Origin of the sequence: Acinetobacter sp. YH12145, assembly GCF_013418335.1 — a bacterium.
GTDB classification, from domain to species: Bacteria; Pseudomonadota; Gammaproteobacteria; order Pseudomonadales; family Moraxellaceae; genus Acinetobacter; species Acinetobacter amyesii.
In genome coordinates this window covers 70,878-87,974 of record NZ_VPCE01000012.1, presented here as the reverse complement: position 1 = coordinate 87,974, position 17,097 = coordinate 70,878, and the positions used below count along the sequence as shown (strand labels likewise).

General features: G+C 40.1%; 14 protein-coding genes. 9 read left to right on the top strand and 5 right to left on the bottom strand.

What is annotated here, in order from left to right; translation table 11 throughout:
• Positions 1–12: 12 nt before the first annotated feature.
• From bioA to FTU80_RS12555, 5 genes are read left to right on the top strand one after another with little or no spacing between them, the layout of a single operon-like run.
• Positions 13–1,305, top strand: coding sequence for an adenosylmethionine--8-amino-7-oxononanoate transaminase (bioA, locus tag FTU80_RS12575; protein ID WP_180085394.1), 1,293 nt, complete (start codon positions 13–15; stop codon positions 1,303–1,305).
• On the top strand, positions 1,302–2,459 hold the full coding sequence (locus FTU80_RS12570; protein ID WP_180085392.1) for an 8-amino-7-oxononanoate synthase: 1,158 nt from the start codon (positions 1,302–1,304) through the stop codon (positions 2,457–2,459). Before bioA ends, FTU80_RS12570 begins: the two co-directional genes overlap by 4 nt.
• 7 nt (positions 2,460–2,466) lie before the next feature.
• A complete protein-coding gene (bioC, locus tag FTU80_RS12565) occupies positions 2,467–3,255 on the top strand; it encodes a malonyl-ACP O-methyltransferase BioC (protein ID WP_180085390.1) in 789 nt (262 codons plus the stop codon).
• Positions 3,252–3,896, top strand: coding sequence for a dethiobiotin synthase (gene bioD, locus FTU80_RS12560; protein ID WP_180085388.1), 645 nt, complete (start codon positions 3,252–3,254; stop codon positions 3,894–3,896). Before bioC ends, bioD begins: the two co-directional genes overlap by 4 nt.
• A gap of 39 nt (positions 3,897–3,935) precedes the next feature.
• Positions 3,936–4,394 carry a nucleoside deaminase gene (locus tag FTU80_RS12555; protein WP_180085386.1) on the top strand — a complete coding sequence of 153 codons (459 nt, stop codon included), beginning with the start codon at positions 3,936–3,938 and terminating at the stop codon, positions 4,392–4,394.
• Positions 4,395–4,497: 103 nt separating this feature from the next.
• On the opposite strand, the gene FTU80_RS12550 is transcribed toward FTU80_RS12555, so the two are convergent.
• The 5 genes from FTU80_RS12550 to FTU80_RS12530 form a co-directional block, all read right to left on the bottom strand.
• Positions 4,498–4,911: a biopolymer transporter ExbD gene (locus FTU80_RS12550; protein WP_078190075.1), complete on the bottom strand. Its 414-nt coding sequence runs from the start codon at positions 4,909–4,911 to the stop codon at positions 4,498–4,500.
• Between the two features lie 18 nt (positions 4,912–4,929).
• On the bottom strand, positions 4,930–5,355 hold the full coding sequence (locus FTU80_RS12545) for a biopolymer transporter ExbD (RefSeq protein ID WP_078190074.1): 426 nt from the start codon (positions 5,353–5,355) through the stop codon (positions 4,930–4,932).
• A 14-nt stretch (positions 5,356–5,369) separates the two neighbouring features.
• The gene (locus FTU80_RS12540) at positions 5,370–6,224 is read right to left on the bottom strand and encodes a MotA/TolQ/ExbB proton channel family protein (protein ID WP_373684559.1); all 855 of its coding nucleotides are present in this window, start codon (positions 6,222–6,224) and stop codon (positions 5,370–5,372) included.
• Positions 6,225–6,261: 37 nt separating this feature from the next.
• Positions 6,262–6,960, bottom strand: a complete 699-nt coding sequence (locus FTU80_RS12535; protein WP_180085381.1) for an energy transducer TonB — start codon at positions 6,958–6,960, stop codon at positions 6,262–6,264.
• 149 nt (positions 6,961–7,109) lie between these two features.
• Entirely contained in the window at positions 7,110–9,776 is a 2,667-nt protein-coding gene (locus FTU80_RS12530) for a TonB-dependent receptor (RefSeq protein WP_180085379.1), read from the bottom strand.
• A 773-nt stretch (positions 9,777–10,549) separates the two neighbouring features.
• On the opposite strand from FTU80_RS12530, the gene FTU80_RS12525 reads away from it, so the two are divergent.
• From FTU80_RS12525 to FTU80_RS12510, 4 genes are all read left to right on the top strand, one after another.
• Positions 10,550–12,277, top strand: coding sequence for an ABC transporter substrate-binding protein (locus FTU80_RS12525; RefSeq protein WP_180085451.1), 1,728 nt, complete (start codon positions 10,550–10,552; stop codon positions 12,275–12,277).
• A 67-nt stretch (positions 12,278–12,344) separates the two neighbouring features.
• A complete protein-coding gene (locus tag FTU80_RS12520; RefSeq protein ID WP_373423847.1) occupies positions 12,345–14,108 on the top strand; it encodes an ABC transporter substrate-binding protein in 1,764 nt (587 codons plus the stop codon).
• Between the two features lie 23 nt (positions 14,109–14,131).
• Positions 14,132–16,147 carry a M3 family metallopeptidase gene (locus FTU80_RS12515; RefSeq protein WP_180085377.1) on the top strand — a complete coding sequence of 672 codons (2,016 nt, stop codon included), beginning with the start codon at positions 14,132–14,134 and terminating at the stop codon, positions 16,145–16,147.
• Between the two features lie 10 nt (positions 16,148–16,157).
• Positions 16,158–17,096, top strand: coding sequence for an ABC transporter permease (locus tag FTU80_RS12510; RefSeq protein WP_078190067.1), 939 nt, complete (start codon positions 16,158–16,160; stop codon positions 17,094–17,096).
• The last annotated feature ends 1 nt before the right edge of the window (position 17,097 follow it).

The window sequence follows — 17,097 nt, the reverse complement described above, 5'->3', positions numbered from 1 at the left end:
ATGGAGTGAGGGATGGCCAATTTAACCGATCTACAATTTGATCAGCAGCATATTTGGCATCCCTATACATCGATGACTCAGCCCCTTCCAACGTTTAAAGTGAAACGTGCGCAAGGGGTAATGATTGAGCTTGAAGATGGTCGTCAATTGATTGACGGTATGTCTTCATGGTGGTGTGCAATTCATGGTTATAACCATCCCGAGCTAAATCAGGCTGTGACCGATCAACTGCAACAGATGTCACATATCATGTTCGGTGGATTGACACATGATCCCGCGATTCAACTGGCTAAATTACTGTTAAAAATCACACCGCCCAGTTTAGATAAAATCTTCTTTGCCGATTCAGGTTCGGTTGCTGTCGAAGTAGCCTTGAAAATGGCAGTGCAGTATTGGGCGTCTTTGCATCAACCGAATAAAACCAATTTTATCACACCACGTTCTGGCTATCATGGCGACACTTGGAATGCGATGTCTGTGTGTGATCCAGTGACAGGGATGCATCAAATTTTTGGCCCAAGTTTGCCCAATCGAATTTTTGTTCCTGCGCCGCAAGTTGGCTTTGACCAAGCGTGGAATCCTGCGGATATTGCTGAACTAGAAAAGACTGTCTCTGAACAGCATGAAAATGTTGCGGGATTGATTCTAGAGCCGATTGTGCAAGGTGCAGGAGGCATGCGTTTCTACCATCCTGAATATTTGCGTCAAGCTAAATTACTCTGCGAAAAATACAATATCTTGCTGATCTTCGATGAGATCGCGACAGGTTTCGGGCGTACAGGAAAACTCTTTGCTTGGGAATGGGCCGCAGTTGAGCCAGATATTATGTGCATTGGTAAAGGACTGACAGGCGGTTATATGACCTTGTCTGCAACTCTAACCACGCAGAAAGTTGCGAATACGATCAGCCAAGGCGAAGCTGGTGTGTTTATGCATGGCCCAACCTTTATGGCAAATCCGTTGGCATGTGCTGTGGCTGTAAAAAGTACCGAACTGCTACTTTCTCAAGATTGGCAAGCCAATATTCGACGTATCGAAGCTCAATTGAAGTTTCATTTACTAGCACTTTCATCGCTTGAACATGTCAAAGATGTACGAATACTTGGTGCAATTGGTGTGGTGGAATTGACCTTTAATGTCGATATGAAAACCCTACAACAGGAGTTTGTTCGTCGTGGTATTTGGATTCGTCCATTTGGGAAACTGGTTTATGTGATGCCACCCTATATTATTTCTGAGTATGAATTAAAAAATTTGTTAGAACACATGGTTGAGGTGGTGAAAAACATGGTGCAGCCAGCATGAATCTGCTCAACCATTTTTCAGATCAACTTGATCAGCTGAAACAGCATGGCAACTTACGTCAGTTCACGTCAAATCATCAGCACGATCGTTACATTAGTATTCACGATCACACTATGTTGAATTTAGCGTCAAATGACTATTTGGGGTTGGCTTCAAACCAACATCTACGTGAACAATTTTTTGATGAAACCCCGAACGCACAGCGTTGGATGAGTTCATCCTCTTCGCGGTTGCTGACGGGGAATTTTCCAGAATATGAGCAACTTGAATCAACATTAAGTGATGCCTTTCATCGTCGATCTGCACTGTTATTTAACAGCGGCTATCACATGAATATCGGGATTTTACCTGCACTGGCAGACAGTAAAACCTTGATATTGGCGGATAAGTTAATTCATGCCAGTATGATTGATGGCATCCGATTATCGAGTGCGAAATATGTACGTTATCGCCATAATGATTTGGCGCATCTTTCTCAGCTTTTATGCAAATATCATGAAGATGAGGCTTTTGAGCGGATCATTGTGGTGACTGAATCGATTTTCAGTATGGATGGTGATGAAACCGATTTGGCTGAACTGGTAAGGATCAAAAAACAATTTCCCAAAGTGATGTTGTATGTCGATGAGGCGCATGCAATCGGTGTGCGCGGTGAGCGTGGTTTAGGCTGTGCTGAGCAATATCAGGTGATTGATGATATTGATCTTTTAGTCGGGACATTTGGTAAAGCACTGGCTTCAATAGGGGGGTATCTCATCTGTCATGCGATTATTCGTGACTATTTGATTAACTCGATGCGACCGTTGATTTTTAGTACTGCACAGCCCCCGATCTGTATGGCTTGGACAGATTTTATTTTCAAGAATGTTTTAAATTTAAAAGCAGAGCGTCACCATTTACAACAAATCAGTCAAAATTTGCAACAAGCGGTGCAAGACAAAGGTTTTGATTGTCCATCTACATCACATATTGTGCCCGTCATTATTGGCGAGTCGAATAAAACAGTTGCCAAGGCTCAATCATTGCAAACGGCAGGTTTTTATATCATGCCTGTACGTCCGCCCACTGTGCCGCAGCATAGTTCGCGCTTACGCATTTCACTCACTGCTCAGATTACACAAACAGATCTTGATCAGTTGACTCAATTGTTGTGAGTGACTTGTGAATAATTTTGAGATTGATAAATCCCAAGTGGCGTTGCGCTTTGCTCAGGCAGGGCACAGCTATGCTGAACATGCCGTAGCACAAAAAGAGATTGCTCAACATGTATTTGAGTTGATGCAGCAGTATTGTCCAAAGTTGCAAAATCATCCTGTGGAAACGGTTTTTGAAATTGGATGTGGCTCGGGGAATTTAAGCCATTTGATGCTGGAAAATATGCAAATCAATCGTTTGGTTTTAAATGATCTATATGCAGAAATTCAACAGCATTTTCAGTCAAGTCCGCAGATTCAGTACTGGCTTGGAGATATCGAACAACTTGAATTTCCACAGCATATCGACTTGATCGCATCTAGTTCAGCTTTGCAATGGGTAGGGAACTTAGCGGGCATTGTTGAGAAAGCCTTTCAAAGTTTAAATCCAGAGGCATATTTTTGTTTTTCGACCTTTGGGCAGCAGAATTTACAGGAAATAAAAGCTTTGACTGGGCAGGGTTTGGACTACCTCGATGTTGATATGCTTCAAATCATATTAAGTCAAAATGGTTTTGAAATTCTGCATCTTTCAGAGCAGACAGCGGCATTATATTTTGATCATCCAAAGCAGGTTTTGCAGCATTTAAAAGCGACAGGTGTGACTGCGACAGCCTCACATTTTCGTTGGACGAAACAATCGCTCTTTGATTTTTATTCAGCATATCAACAGTTTTCTTTGCGTGATGAATCTGGGCAGATGCGTTATGCACTGACCTATCATCCGATTTTTTGTATTGCACGGAGAATGCCATGACAGGGCAAGTTTATTTCATTAGTGGGATCGATACAGGCATCGGTAAAACATATACCACGGGCTATTTGGCTAAAATATGGAATGAACAAGGGGCGCGAACGATCACGCAAAAGTTGATTCAAACAGGCAATGTCGATATTTCTGAGGATATAGAACAACATCGTCAAATTATGGGTACAGGGTTGTTGGTCGAAGATGAAACCAAACTCACGATGCCTGAAATATTTAGTTATCCTGCGTCGCCACATCTCGCCACCAAACTCGATGGACGTGACATTGATTTTGCTAAAATTGAATATGCGACAAAACGTTTAACTGAAAAATATGACAACGTTTTACTCGAAGGTGCGGGTGGTTTGATGGTGCCATTGACTACGGATCTTTTAACCATCGATTATGTTGTAGAGAAACAATATCCCGTTATTTTGGTGACATCAGGTCGTTTGGGCAGCATTAACCATACGATTTTAAGTTTGGAAGCACTAAAAAGTCGTGGCTTAGTGCTTTATGCACTGGCTTATAATTTAAATGATGAATCGCAAGATGCATTGATTTCTAAAGATACTGCTGAATATTTAAAAGCATATTTAGCGAAACACTTTCCAGAGGCGTTATGGATTGATGTTCCTGTATTGGCATAATGGGCTAACTCTTTATATTGACAATAATTGGGCGTATTTATGACGGATCATGCGTTTATAGAACTTGCGATTCAACTTGCGAAAGAAAATATTGAGCAAGGTGGGCGACCATTTGGTGCTGTGATCGTTAAGCATGGTGCTGTGGTGAGTACAGGGGTGAATCAAATATTAATCTCAGGCGATCCGACATCTCATGCCGAGTTAAATGCATTAAGACAAGCCGCCCAAAATTTAAATACGACGTCTTTGAAGGACTGTGTCGTTTATGCGAGCGGACAACCATGTCCAATGTGTTTGGCGGCTCTGCGAATGGCTGGAGTTGAAAAAATTGTATATGCTTATTCAAATGCTGATGCAGAAGCCTATGGTTTATCTACAGCAGAGATTGCCGAAAAATTAAGACTTGAACCACATGAACAGCAAGGGTTGAGTTTTAGTCAGTTAAAGCCAAACTGTGATCATGAGCTATATGAATTTTGGAAGCAGAAAAATACTTAATAAATACTATGTGTTTATTTCTGAGTCACTAACTGTATAGATTTCTGTGAATAATTAAAAAAGCCAACTGAGGTGATCAGTTGGCTTTATTGTTGGGGAGCAATTATTGATTTGCTGAGACCCCAATTTTTTTGACATTCAAACGTTGTGCTGCCGCCATCACCATAGCGACATCTTTATATTCTGTCATTTTGTCAGGTTGCACTTTGATCGTATCTTGATCTGCTTGTTGTGCAACACCAGCAAAAAGTGTTTCTAAAGCTTGCTTATTGGCAACGGGTTGACCATTCCAAAATAATTTACCCTGCGCATCAATGCGTAAGGTGACCGGCTCAGGCGGCTTTTCATTGGTTGGCGGTGGCGTACCGTTTGGTAAATCAATATTGATCGAGTTATTTGGAATTGGAATTGTGATAATAAACATAATGAGCAAAACCAACATCACATCGATCAATGGCGTCATGTTGACATCCAACATAACATCATCGTCTTTATCGGAACCGACATTCATTCCCATACCTTGTCCCTCATCCGATTATGGTGCTGCAACAGGGGTGGTGACAAAAGCAATTTTGCCAATTCCTGCTGCTTGTGTTGCACTAATGACTTCATCAATCGCTTCATATTTTGTCACCTGATCGCCACGGATATGAACTTCAGGTTGCGGACGCTTTTTAGCTTCCGCTTGTAGTCGACTGATCAGCGTATCTTTATCTGCAATGTATTTTTCATTCCAGAAGATATCGCCATTTTTATTGACAGCAATCTGAATATTGATCGGTTTGGTTTCATAAGGCGTGTTCTTTTCCTCAGGTAACTTCACCGGAACTGTATGGATTGCAACAGGTACTGTAATTAAGAAAATAATGAGCAGCACCAACATAATATCAACCAAAGGTGTTGTATTAATGGCTGAAATTACATCATCTTCGTCACCATCTGAATTGACCATCATTCCCATGGCTGATGCCTCTCTTATTTTGTGTCGTTGTTATTGTTTTTGATCTCACCGCTTAAAAGTACGGTGTGTAGATCTGAACCAAAGGTACGAACATTATCTAGAACTGCTTTATTACGACGCGTTAACCAGTTATAGCCAAGAACCGCAGGTACTGCTACAGCTAAACCAATTGCCGTCATAATCAGGGCTTCACCGACTGGGCCAGCAACTTTATCAATAGATGCCTGACCTGAAATACCAATTGCCGTTAAGGCATGGTAAATACCCCAAACTGTACCGAACAATCCCACAAATGGTGCAGTCGAACCTACAGTAGCAAGGAAAGCTAATCCACCACTTAAATGGCTTTGAATTTTATCAATGGCACGCTGGATTGAAATAGTCACCCATGTGTTGAAGTCGATACGTTCCAGTAGATTACCGCCGTGTTTTTTGGTTGAATTAATGCCTTTTTCTGCAATAAAGCGGTATGCACTCGATTCGTCTAAGGTTTCTGCTGCGCTATCAATTGAAGCAGCATCCCAGAATTTAGCTTCAGCTTCTTTGCCTTGGCGCTTAATTTTAGCTTGTTGAATAAATTTAGTGACCATGATGTACCAAGTTCCAATCGACATCAGGACCAAGATAAAGAGTGTCGATTTAGCAACGATGTCACCTTCACGCCATAGTGCTTCTAAGCCATACGGGTTATAGACTTCTTTGGTTGCTGTAGGCATTGGTGGCGGTGCAGGTGTATTTGTTGTAGTCGTAGTTTCTACTTGTGTTGTTGCAGTATTTGTAGATTCTTCAGCAAATGCTGCTTGCAGTGGGAGTAATGTACTTGTTGCTAAAACTGTAGCAGATGCAAAAATACGCGCAGATTTCATCATTTTATTCATTTATATTCTCCAAATTTTTGTAGATTCATTAATCAAGTTTAAATTCGTATTCAATATCAAACCAATCTTCAACTGGCTCACCATTTTTGAGTGCAGGCTTAAATGTACATAAGCTGAATGCTTTGCTAGCAGCCTTATCTAGAGATTTAGTACCACTCGATTTTTTGACCTTCACTTGTTTCGCACTGCCGTCAGGCCCAACCAATACAGAGATGCGGACAGTTCCTACTTCTTCTGCCATTGCAGCTTCACGAGGGTAATCTGGTTCTTTACATCCAACGCTTCCCTCAGATGCACCACGTGTTTCCCCAGCTGGTTTTGGAGCAGGGGCAGGAGCGGGTGCTGCCGCAGCGACTGGTGCAGATGCTGCAACAGGGCTAGGAGATGGAGAGGCTGTAGGCGTAGGTGTTGAAACGGCTTTCACTGTTTGTGTTGGTGCAGCTTTTTCAACAACCTTTTGTTCAGGTTGAGGGTCTGGTGTTTTGAGCACTTCCTTAACGAGTTTTGGTAGTTCAGGTGGTTTTTCAATTGGTTTCGGTTTTTCTGGCTCAGGTTTTTTATCTTGAATAATGATTAATTCAACAGGTTCTTCTACAGTTTTCTCACCTTTTTTGGACAGGCCAGTAATTAATCCGTAGAGTACAATGAGATGCAGAAGAATGACTGCCCCAATTCCGATCAGGCGTTTGCCGGAATTATTTTCTAATTCGGAAAAGCTTTTGCCCATTACTACTCCTGAAATGTGAGACAAACAATCAATAGTGAAATTGGCACTTGAGATATAAGTGTTTTTTGCATTTTTTTATGTTTGACTAATTAAATAAATTAACGCTACTAACACGGTTAGACGAGTAACCGTGTTAGCAAAGTTATGTTTTAGAAGAATTTATATGTACCACGTACAAAGTAAGTACGTCCTGTTGGATCGCTGTAGCGAGGGTCATAACCATACTGTGCATTGTTTGTTGCGTCAGATGCAGCTGGCTCGGCATCAAACATATTTTTGATACCTGCTGTAAGCTCTAGATTTTTAAAGCCTTTGTAAGTACCTGCAACGTTATACAAGGTGTAGTCAGCAACATCACGAGTTTCAGATGCGTCTTCATAACCGCGGGTGAATTGTTGTTCGAAACGCAATCCCCAGTTTTCATATGCCCAATTTAGGTTGGCCGTATGTTTCCAGCGGACAACTGCAGGGTCATCATAAACACCGACTAAGCCTTCCCATTCACCGCCTTTTTCAGTTTGGTAATCCATTTTGATGACATAAGTACCATCAATACCGAAGCCCCAACGTCCTGTAGGTGTATTTGGAGTTTGATAATTTAGACTTAAATCAACACCAGAAGTTTTTAAACCACCCATGTTTTGCAATGTTGTATTTAAATACTGAATTCGGCCATCTGGTGCATATACAATTAAGTTACCGTATTGACTAAGATTGTCGAAAATCATGTCAGGTGTAATTGAACCAACAAGATCTTCAATTTCAATATTGTAGTAATCAGCAGTAAAGACTAAGTTTTTGATTGGTTCAAAGACGAAACCAGCTGTATATGATGTTGATTCTTCAGGTTGAAGATCTGGGTTACCACCTTGCTTGCGTTTGAATTGCATACCACATTGGTCGGCGTAGTTAACATCATTTGGCTTGCCCTCAGCATCACAAAATCTTGGATTGTCGAAGCTGGCGCTAGTGTATGTTTCGCTTTGTGGAGCGTTGATTTCCCAAAGGCTTGGGGCACGGAAACCAGTGCTATATGACGAACGGAACATCAATTGCTTTGTCGGTTCCCAACGTAATGAAACTTTCGGGTTGAATGTATCGCCGAAATCACTGAAATCATCATAACGCGCTGCAAGTTGAGCTTCTAAGGTTGGTAAAATCGGAATGTGGAATTCTGTAAAGAATGCTGTATTTTCACGATCACCTTTACTGATTGGTTTATCAGGGTCTATACCACTACCAGGAACTAAAGCGACAATCGGTGAGTTTACTTTAGCCTCCCAATCTTGCTTAGTGAAACTACCACCGAATGCAAAACCAACTTCACCCGCAGGTAGTTCGAAAATTGGTCGGCTAATTGTGAAGTCAACAGAAGTTGATTCTAAACTCGCGACGTTTGTTTTACCTCTAACATCAAAAGTCGACCATTTCCCTGCATCTTCAGGTGCTTGTGCACCAAATGGATTAAGTGTTCCATCATTCAGCGCATCTTGTACTTTCTCCATGTTGAGATAGCCGCTCTTGAAGCTGTCACTTGAATCACCTTTGGCATATGTCACCCCGGCGTTCACATCCCAACCTAAAGCTTCACCTTCAATTCCAGCAAAGACACGATTCGATTCATTAATGGTGTGTGATACACGATTACCAGCTTGAGAACGAAGATAAAGGGCAGCTTCATCATCTTTTAAACCAGTTATACCTGGAGTTATGCCATTTCCAGGGTAGTATTTACTTGTATTCGGAATAGTTAGGCTACCACCCCAAACATCTGGAGCAATAGAAGTGGTGACTTCGCTTTTTGTATAGATGTATTCAGCAACAGCATTGATATTGTCATTGATTTTAATTGTAGCTTTACCAAGAGCAGATAGTGTTTCTTCTTCCGGAATAATACCAATCAATGCTTGGGTATTAAGTAAACAGCGTTTACCAGAGACAAATGTATTTGGTGCATTATTACAGTTATCGTTGATATACGGGTTAACAATACCAACGCCTGAATCACCGATATTTGCAGGGAATCCAGCTGTCGATCCAATTGCCATACCGAGTTCAGGAATTAAACCGCCACGTTTACTGACTTTACGATCTTTAGCCCAGATTGGGTCGGTTTTACGATAATCGATAACACCATAGACATTAAAACCTTGTTCATCTAAATCGCCATAACCACCAAAAATAGAGACGTCCTTTTTATCGCCTCCAGCTTCTTCAGGTGCAAATATACCTCCGCTAATACCAGCGCCTGTATATTGTTTTTTAGTGATAAAGTTGATTACACCTGCGATTGCATCTGCACCATAAACGGCAGATGCACCATCACGTAGGACTTCGACGCGGTCTACCATTGCCAATGGAATGATATTCAAATTGACTTCTGAAGTACTGAATGGACTATTTGCCAGACGGCGACCATTTAAAAGGACAAGTGTTTTATCGGTACCAATACCACGTAAATTTGCTGAAGAACCAGAGGTATTACTTTTACCAATATTCTGGGAAGTTACAAAGCCAGCCTGGTTAGCACTGACTTTATTCATCGCTTCTTCAACAGTGGTAACACCCTGTTTAATTAATTCTTCAGCTTTAATCACCGTAATTGGTGATGCACTCTGTGCTGCTACCCCTTTAATTGAAGAGCCTGTTACGGTCACTTTAGCTACTTTTGGCTGAGCTTTCTCTTCTTCGTCCGTATTATCTGCTGCATTCGCTAAAGATAAACACAGCATACTTAAACTAAGAGTACTTAATTTAAGTATTGTTTTGCTAAATGGTGTACCCCCCACAGATTTAGCATTTTTTTTCTCTTTCATAGTAAAAGTATTCCTTTTTGTTGTAGTTAGCGATATTGCTTGATTCTTTTTAAGCAATTCAAGTGCCAAATATATATTTATATTTTCTTTTCAAATATAAAATACTGATAAATATCTACATTATTGGTTTTAAAGTGGAGAACTTTAAGATGAACGGTAAGTATATTTTTTTAAAGTTATCCTTTTAATTAGTTTTTATCAGGAATTTAACTTTTGATCAAAATTTTTTTTAAAAACATGATTAGGTGCAAATTAAACCTTAAAAAGTGTGAATTAATTCATATTTATGTGTTTGATTTATAAGATTAATCAGTGAAATAAATAAAAAATAAAAACATATAATTCATAGGTTTATATGCTGATGACTTGTCATTTCATCTGAAGGTGATCCATTATGAATCAGGAATGTATTATATTTGTGCAAAATATGCTTGGATGCGTTCAACAACAAGAGTTGAATTTTTGATAAAAACGAGCTTTACTCGGAAAGTCGCTATTAGTATAAATTTATCTTAAAAAATGAATTTAAAAGGATATTTAATTCAGATAACTTTCAACCAAGGAGTGGTGGCATGAATTTCGCTTTATATTAACTACTGTATTAAGTTCTACGTTTAAAACTTAATTTAAACTGGTTCATTTTATTTTAGTAAAGGTGGCTTTATTTAAAGTCTGCTTGCGGCTTTGTATTATTAAAAAATCATCAGAAAGGAAAAGGTTTGGAAACTAGAAAATTTAAAATAGCGCTCCTTGCATTATTAATTTCAACAGGGATGATGGCCGAGGTTCAAGCTTCTGCACAATCGAATAAAGTTTTAAATATTGCATTTGAAGCACCGGATGATGGTTTTGATATGGTCAAAACCTATAATTATTATAGTGGCAATATTGCGGAAGCCATTTTTGAACCCTTATTGAAATATGACTATCTAGCACGTCCTGTTGTTCTTGTTCCAAATACTATTGAAACGATGCCAAAGATTGAACAAGAAGGAAAAGTCTATACCTTCAAAATCAAACGAGGCATCCATTTTTCAGATGATCCAGCCTTTAAGGGAAAAAAACGCGAGCTAGTTGCGCAAGATTACATTTACGCGATTCAACGAATTTTAGATCCAGCTAACCGTTCTCCGACCTATTCATTTATTGATGGCAAAATCTTAGGGGGGGATGCGGTCGTTGCGGATGCAAAGAAGTCAGGAAAATTTAATTACAATGCGGCTATTGCCGGCCTAAAAGCGATAGATCCTTATACTTTGCAAATTACTTTGACGCGCCCTGACTATAATTTTCAATATATTTTGGCCTATGTTACGTTTGGTGCAATTTCAAAAGAAGTTGTTGAATTTTATGGCAATAAAATTGCACAGCATCCTGTGGGAACAGGACCGTATCAGCTCAGTAAATATGTGCCACGTAGCAAGATCGAATTGGTTGCAAACCCGAATTATCGTGGTTTTGTCTGGAATTTTAAATCGACAGGCACAGCTTGGGACAATCAGTTAGTCAAAGAAATGAACGGGAAAAAAATGCCACAAATCGGCAAGGTTTCCGTCAGTATTATTGAAGAAGAACAATCACGGTGGTTAGCATTTAAAACAGGGCAGCTGAATTTTGATAAATTGACCTCAAATGCAGTACCGCAAGCTTTAGATTCGCAAAATAAACTTAAGCCTGATATGCAAAAGCTCGGCATTAAGCATTATCCAAATAAAGATGCTGAAATCACCTATAGCATGTTCAATATGCAAGACCCGCTTGTCGGTGGTGAAAGCCTTGAAAAGATCGCTTTACGCCGTGCCATCAGCATGTCATACAATCAAGCTGAATCGATTAAACAGTTATATCAAGGGCAGGCCGTAAAGGCTGAAATGTTTTTACCAGAAGGCGTGAGTGGCTTTAATCCAAAATATCGCAGTAGTTTGGGATATAACCCATTGCTGGCTAATAAATTACTGGATCGATTTGGGTATAAGAAAGGTGTTGATGGTTATCGAACCTTGCCCGATGGTAAAGCGTTGACCTTAAAAATAAATACTGAAAATAGCTCTAAATCAGTGATTCAATCTGAGTTATGGAAAAAAAATCTCGATGCCATTGGGATACGGGTACAGTTTAAGGTCAGTAACTTTGCTGACAATTTAAAAGAAGCAATGCAATGTAAATATATGATGTGGTCTGGAGCGTGGATTGCAGATTATCCTGAAGGGGAGAACTTTGCTCAATTACTATATGGGCCAAATTCAGGACAAGGGAATTTAAGTTGTTATCAATCTAAAGCTTATGACGCATTATATAAGCAAGCAATTGTGTTGAAACCTAAAGATCGTGAACCTTTTTATGAAAAAATGAACCGTCAAATTGAAGCGGATAACCCTTGGATTATCCATTCTACACGGATTCGTAATTGGTTAATTCACCCTGAAATTCAGGGGTATAAAACACATCCAATGATGAACACCAGTTGGCAATATCTCGATATTCAGCCTAGTAAAAAATAATTGAGTCAGGATTACAATGAAGCGAAATTCGAATTTTACGCTCACCAAATTTGCTACAGCGTGTTTGATGGGGGGAGTGTTGTTCAGTGCGATGCCGACATTAGCATTGGCAAAGAATCCAGCAGATCCAAATAAAGTTTTACGTCATATTTTCCCTGTCGCAGAAACAGGTTTTGACCCAGTTGGCGTACATGATCTGTATTCTGCACATGTGAATACCTCAATCTTTGAAACCTTATATACTTATGACTATTTAGCATCACCAGCAAAGTTGGTTCCTAAAACGGCGGCTGCGATGCCAGAAATCAGTGCTGATGGTTTGACTTATACCATTCGCCTGCAAAAAGGCATTTATTTTGCTGATGATCCTGTATTTAAGGGCAAGAAAAGAGAGTTAACCTCGGCTGATTATGCATATACCTTTAGACGTTTAGTCGATCCACAACTTCGTTCACCAAACAGTTGGCTACTTGATGGTCGTATTTTAGGGATGGAGAAGGTTTTAGAAAAGGCAAAAAAAACAGGTAAGTTTGATTATGATGCGCCCATTGAAGGCATACAAACCCCTGATCGGTATACCCTTGTCATTCGTTTAAATTCTCCAGATCAAAACTTTCCAATGTTATTGGCTCATCAACCTGCCTCGGCCATGGCACGTGAAGTGGTCGAAAAATATCGAGACAAAGCGGGTTTTGTGATGGGTAAACCTGTGGGCACAGGGCCATATATTTTGACACGCTGGACACCTGGTTCACGAATTATTTTAAAGGCCAATCCAAACTATCGTGGCTTTGTCTGGGACTTTAAAGCATCAGATGCCAAAGATGAAAAGATTGTAAAAGCCATGCAAGGCAAAAAAATGCCGCAAATTGGCGTGATTGATATTCAGGTGATGGAAGAATCACAATCACGTTGGTTGACCTTTGCAAAAAATGAAGCGGATTTGTTGGTACTAGATGGAGATTTGTCGGTACAAGCCTTAAAAGATGGAGAGCTAAAGCCTGAGTTGGCTAAAAAAGGCATCCAAATGTCGCGGATTTCTGACCCCTCTATCGACTATCACTATTGGAATATGCAAAACCCTGTGGTTGGAGGTTTTAGTAAAGAAAAAATTGCATTACGTCGTGCAATGGCGATGGCTTATTCAGCAGATAATCAAATCAAAATTTTGATGAATGGTGATGCACAAAAATTACAAAGCCCAATTCCACTTGGCGTTGTCGGCTATGACCCGAATTATAAGTCGAGTATTCCATACTCAGTTAAAGCGGCAAATTTATTGCTCGATCGTTATAACTATAAAGTCGGCGCAGATGGCTGGCGTACTCAACCGAATGGTAAACCGCTAACGATTGAAATGACGATATCGGGCAATAGTAGCCGTAGTCAGCAGTTGGGTGAATTTTGGAAGAAAACTTTAGATAGCATCAAAATTAAAATGACAACAAAGTCGATGCCATTTGCAGAAGCTTTAAAAGCCGAAAAACAGTGTAAAACCATGTTTAAAGCATCTGCATGGATCGCAGACTATCCAGATGCAGACAATTTTATGCAATTGTTCTATGGCAAAAATATCAATGTCACCAACAACGGCTGTTCAAAAATTCCTGAATACGACCGTTTATATGAACAGACGCAGCGTATGAAACCGGGACCGGAGCGTGATGCAATCTATCGGAAAATGTCACGCATATTAGAAGTGTACATGCCTGTCCAAATTAATTATGCACGTTACCGTAGTGTGTTGTCGCAACCACGCGTGATTGGTTATAAAAAGCATCCAATTTTGGCAACAGAATGGATGTACATCGATATTGACCCGAAAAAATAAAATGGAACAAAACTGGAGAAATTATGAAAAATAAAGCTTTGAAACTCACCACCCTCAGTATGTTGATGATCGGCGCTAGCCAATTCGTTCAAGCCGAAGATTCAATACGGAGTACTTTGCCAAAGTTCCAAGCCAAAGAAATACCTGCGCTGTGTGATGCCAAAATTCAGCAAGTGAAAACAGATTTAGCGGCATTTGAGCAAAAAAAGATAAAAAATAATGCAAAAGCAGCACCTGTTTTGGCGGAGTGGGATCAAATTTTTGCCAAATTTGAAGATTTTTATGGACCAATCGGACTGTATAGTAACGTCGATCCTGATGAGGCTTTACGTAAGGCGGCGGAAGATTGTGAAATTAAAATTATGGAGTTTCAAACTTCGGTTTATCAAAATCCAAAACTTTACAAGCAAATTAAAAAACTCAAAACCAATGACGAAATTGATAAAAAAATGCGTCAAGACATCTTGGATGGTTTTGAAAATACAGGGGTACAATTTACACCTGAAAAACGTGCTCGTTTGAAAGCTATCTTTGATGAATTAGCAAAAATTGAACAAGAATATGCGCGTAATGTACGAGATAATAAAGAAAAACTGGAGTTTACACCGGCGGAGTTGAAAGGCTTGCCAGACAGCTATATTTCGGGCTTAAAGAAAAATGAAAAGGGCAATTATTTGCTCGGTTTTGAATACCCAGAATACCGTCCATTTATGGAACTAGCAGAAAGCGATGATGCGCGTAAGCGTTACCAAACTGCATTCACGCGTCGTGGTACTGAGAAAAACTTAGTATTGTTAAAGCAAGCAATGGATTTACGTTATGAAATTGCGCAGCTCTTTGGCAAAAAAAGCTATGCCGAATGGGTGTTGCAACACCGTATGGCAAAAGACCCTGAAACAGTGAATAAGTTCTTAGCCGATGTTCATCAAACGGTGGCACCTTTAGAGAAAAAAGAAGTTGAGACTTTACGTGAGTTCAAAGCGAAAAGCCTGAAAATTCCACTCGAAAAAGCTGAAATCAATCGCTGGAGTGAGAGTTACTGGAGTGAAAAACTTCGCAAAGAAAAGTATCAAATCGATCAAGAAAAATTGCGTGACTATTTCCCAACCCAAGCATCTCAAGAATGGATTTTTGCCATTTCATCTGACCTTTATGGCATTGAATTTAAGCCTGCGAAAGTCGATGTTTGGCAGTCAGAAGTTGAATATTACGATGTAAAAGATAAAAAGACCGGTGAGTTGCTTGGTGGTTTATATATCGATAAATACCCACGTGAAGGGAAGTATGGTCATGCGGCTGTTTGGGGCGTAAAAGGTGGCAGTACCTTGACTAAGCGTAAACCGATTTCTGCTTTGGTGACCAACTTTAACCGTAAAGGTTTAAATAGTGATGAACTTGAAACCTTTGTTCATGAGTTTGGTCATGCTTTGCACGGTATTTTGTCCAATACACGCTATGCATCCCAATCGGGGACTTCAGTAGAGCGCGACTTTGTAGAAGCACCTTCACAAATGTATGAAGAATGGGCGCGTCGTAAAGAAACTTTATCTACACTCGCAAATTACTGTAATCCAGCGTGTCCACCTGTAGATGACGCACTGATTAATAAATTAAAAGCGGTTCATAGCTATGGACGTGGTTTGCATTATGCACGTCAAGCCTTGTATGCAAAATATGATATGGCACTTCACTCATCAGATGCTTTGAGTGTTAAACCCTTAGATGTCTGGAAGAAAATGGAAGGCGAGACAGCTTTAGGCTATGTCCCAAGCACTGAATTCCCAGGACAATTCAACCATATCATGGGCGGTTACCAAGTTGGCTATTATGGCTATATGTGGTCTGAAGTGATGGCACTCGATATGTTGTCTGCTTTCGGAGATAACCTAAATAACCCAGAAGTGGGACAACGCTACCGTAAAACAATCTTGTCGCAAGGTGGTCAATATGAAGCAGAAAAATTGGTGCATGATTTCTTAGGTCGTAAACCTGATAACAAAGCTTTCTTTGATGAAATTACTGGACAACGAGTGAAGTAAGGACAACTTTATGCTGGCATATATCATACGGCGTATATGGCAGATGATCCCAACGATGTTGGGGGTTGTTCTGCTCATATTCTTCTTATTTAACTGGGTAGGTGGGGACCCTGCTTATATTCTAGCAGGCAAAATGTCGAACCCAGAGCAAATTGAAAACATCCGACAACAGTTGGGGGTTGATCAACCCTACTATGTCCAATTGTGGATTTTCATTAAGCAGATTTTAACTTTTGATTATGGAATGAGTTGGAGTACAGGTGAGTCGGTGTCAGATATTATTTTGACCCGTCTAGGACCGTCACTGACGATTTTAATTCCTTTAACCATTTTGCAAACGATCATTTCAATTGGTTTGGCACTTGCTGTGGCTTCAGTTCGTGGCACATTAACCGATCGTATGATTATGATGCTATGTACGATTGGTATGTCGATTAGTATTTTGGTTTACATTATTGTTTTCCAATACGTTTTTGCATATCAGTTAAGCTGGTTTCCGGTTCAAGGCTGGAGTGATCACTTTAGCGAAAACTTATTTAAATACGGTTTACTGCCTATCTTAATTATGTTGGTGGTGAGTATTGCACCAACTTTGCGCTTGTACCGTAGTTTTGTATTGGATGAAGTCAATCAAGACTATGTTCGAACTGCGCGTGCGAAAGGGGTGGGTGAAAGCCGTATTTTAGGTGTACATGTACTGCGTAACGCCTCAATTCCAATTATTACCGATGTCATGTCGAGTCTACCGGCACTGCTGATAGGCGCTTTCCTGATTGAACGATTCTTTGGTATTCCGGGTATTGGTCGTGAAGTCATTATTGCTGTTGAACGCAGTGACTTCCCTGTCATTAAGGCGATTACGGTCTACGTTGCAGCGGCTACAATGATTTTTAACTTAATCGCGGATTTGATTTATAAACTTGTCGATCCTCGCGTTCAGTTGAAGTAGG

Coding starts and splice junctions, on each gene's coding strand:
- bioA (WP_180085394.1), top strand. CDS start 13: ATGGCCAATTTAACCGATCTACAATTTGATCAGCAGCATATTTGGCAT.
- FTU80_RS12570 (WP_180085392.1), top strand. CDS start 1,302: ATGAATCTGCTCAACCATTTTTCAGATCAACTTGATCAGCTGAAACAG.
- bioD (WP_180085388.1), top strand. CDS start 3,252: ATGACAGGGCAAGTTTATTTCATTAGTGGGATCGATACAGGCATCGGT.
- FTU80_RS12555 (WP_180085386.1), top strand. CDS start 3,936: ATGACGGATCATGCGTTTATAGAACTTGCGATTCAACTTGCGAAAGAA.
- FTU80_RS12550 (WP_078190075.1), bottom strand. CDS start 4,911: ATGGGAATGAATGTCGGTTCCGATAAAGACGATGATGTTATGTTGGAT.
- FTU80_RS12545 (WP_078190074.1), bottom strand. CDS start 5,355: ATGGGAATGATGGTCAATTCAGATGGTGACGAAGATGATGTAATTTCA.
- FTU80_RS12540 (WP_373684559.1), bottom strand. CDS start 6,224: ATGATGAAATCTGCGCGTATTTTTGCATCTGCTACAGTTTTAGCAACA.
- FTU80_RS12535 (WP_180085381.1), bottom strand. CDS start 6,960: ATGGGCAAAAGCTTTTCCGAATTAGAAAATAATTCCGGCAAACGCCTG.
- FTU80_RS12530 (WP_180085379.1), bottom strand. CDS start 9,776: ATGAAAGAGAAAAAAAATGCTAAATCTGTGGGGGGTACACCATTTAGC.
- FTU80_RS12525 (WP_180085451.1), top strand. CDS start 10,550: ATGATGGCCGAGGTTCAAGCTTCTGCACAATCGAATAAAGTTTTAAAT.
- FTU80_RS12520 (WP_373423847.1), top strand. CDS start 12,345: ATGGGGGGAGTGTTGTTCAGTGCGATGCCGACATTAGCATTGGCAAAG.
- FTU80_RS12515 (WP_180085377.1), top strand. CDS start 14,132: ATGAAAAATAAAGCTTTGAAACTCACCACCCTCAGTATGTTGATGATC.
- FTU80_RS12510 (WP_078190067.1), top strand. CDS start 16,158: ATGCTGGCATATATCATACGGCGTATATGGCAGATGATCCCAACGATG.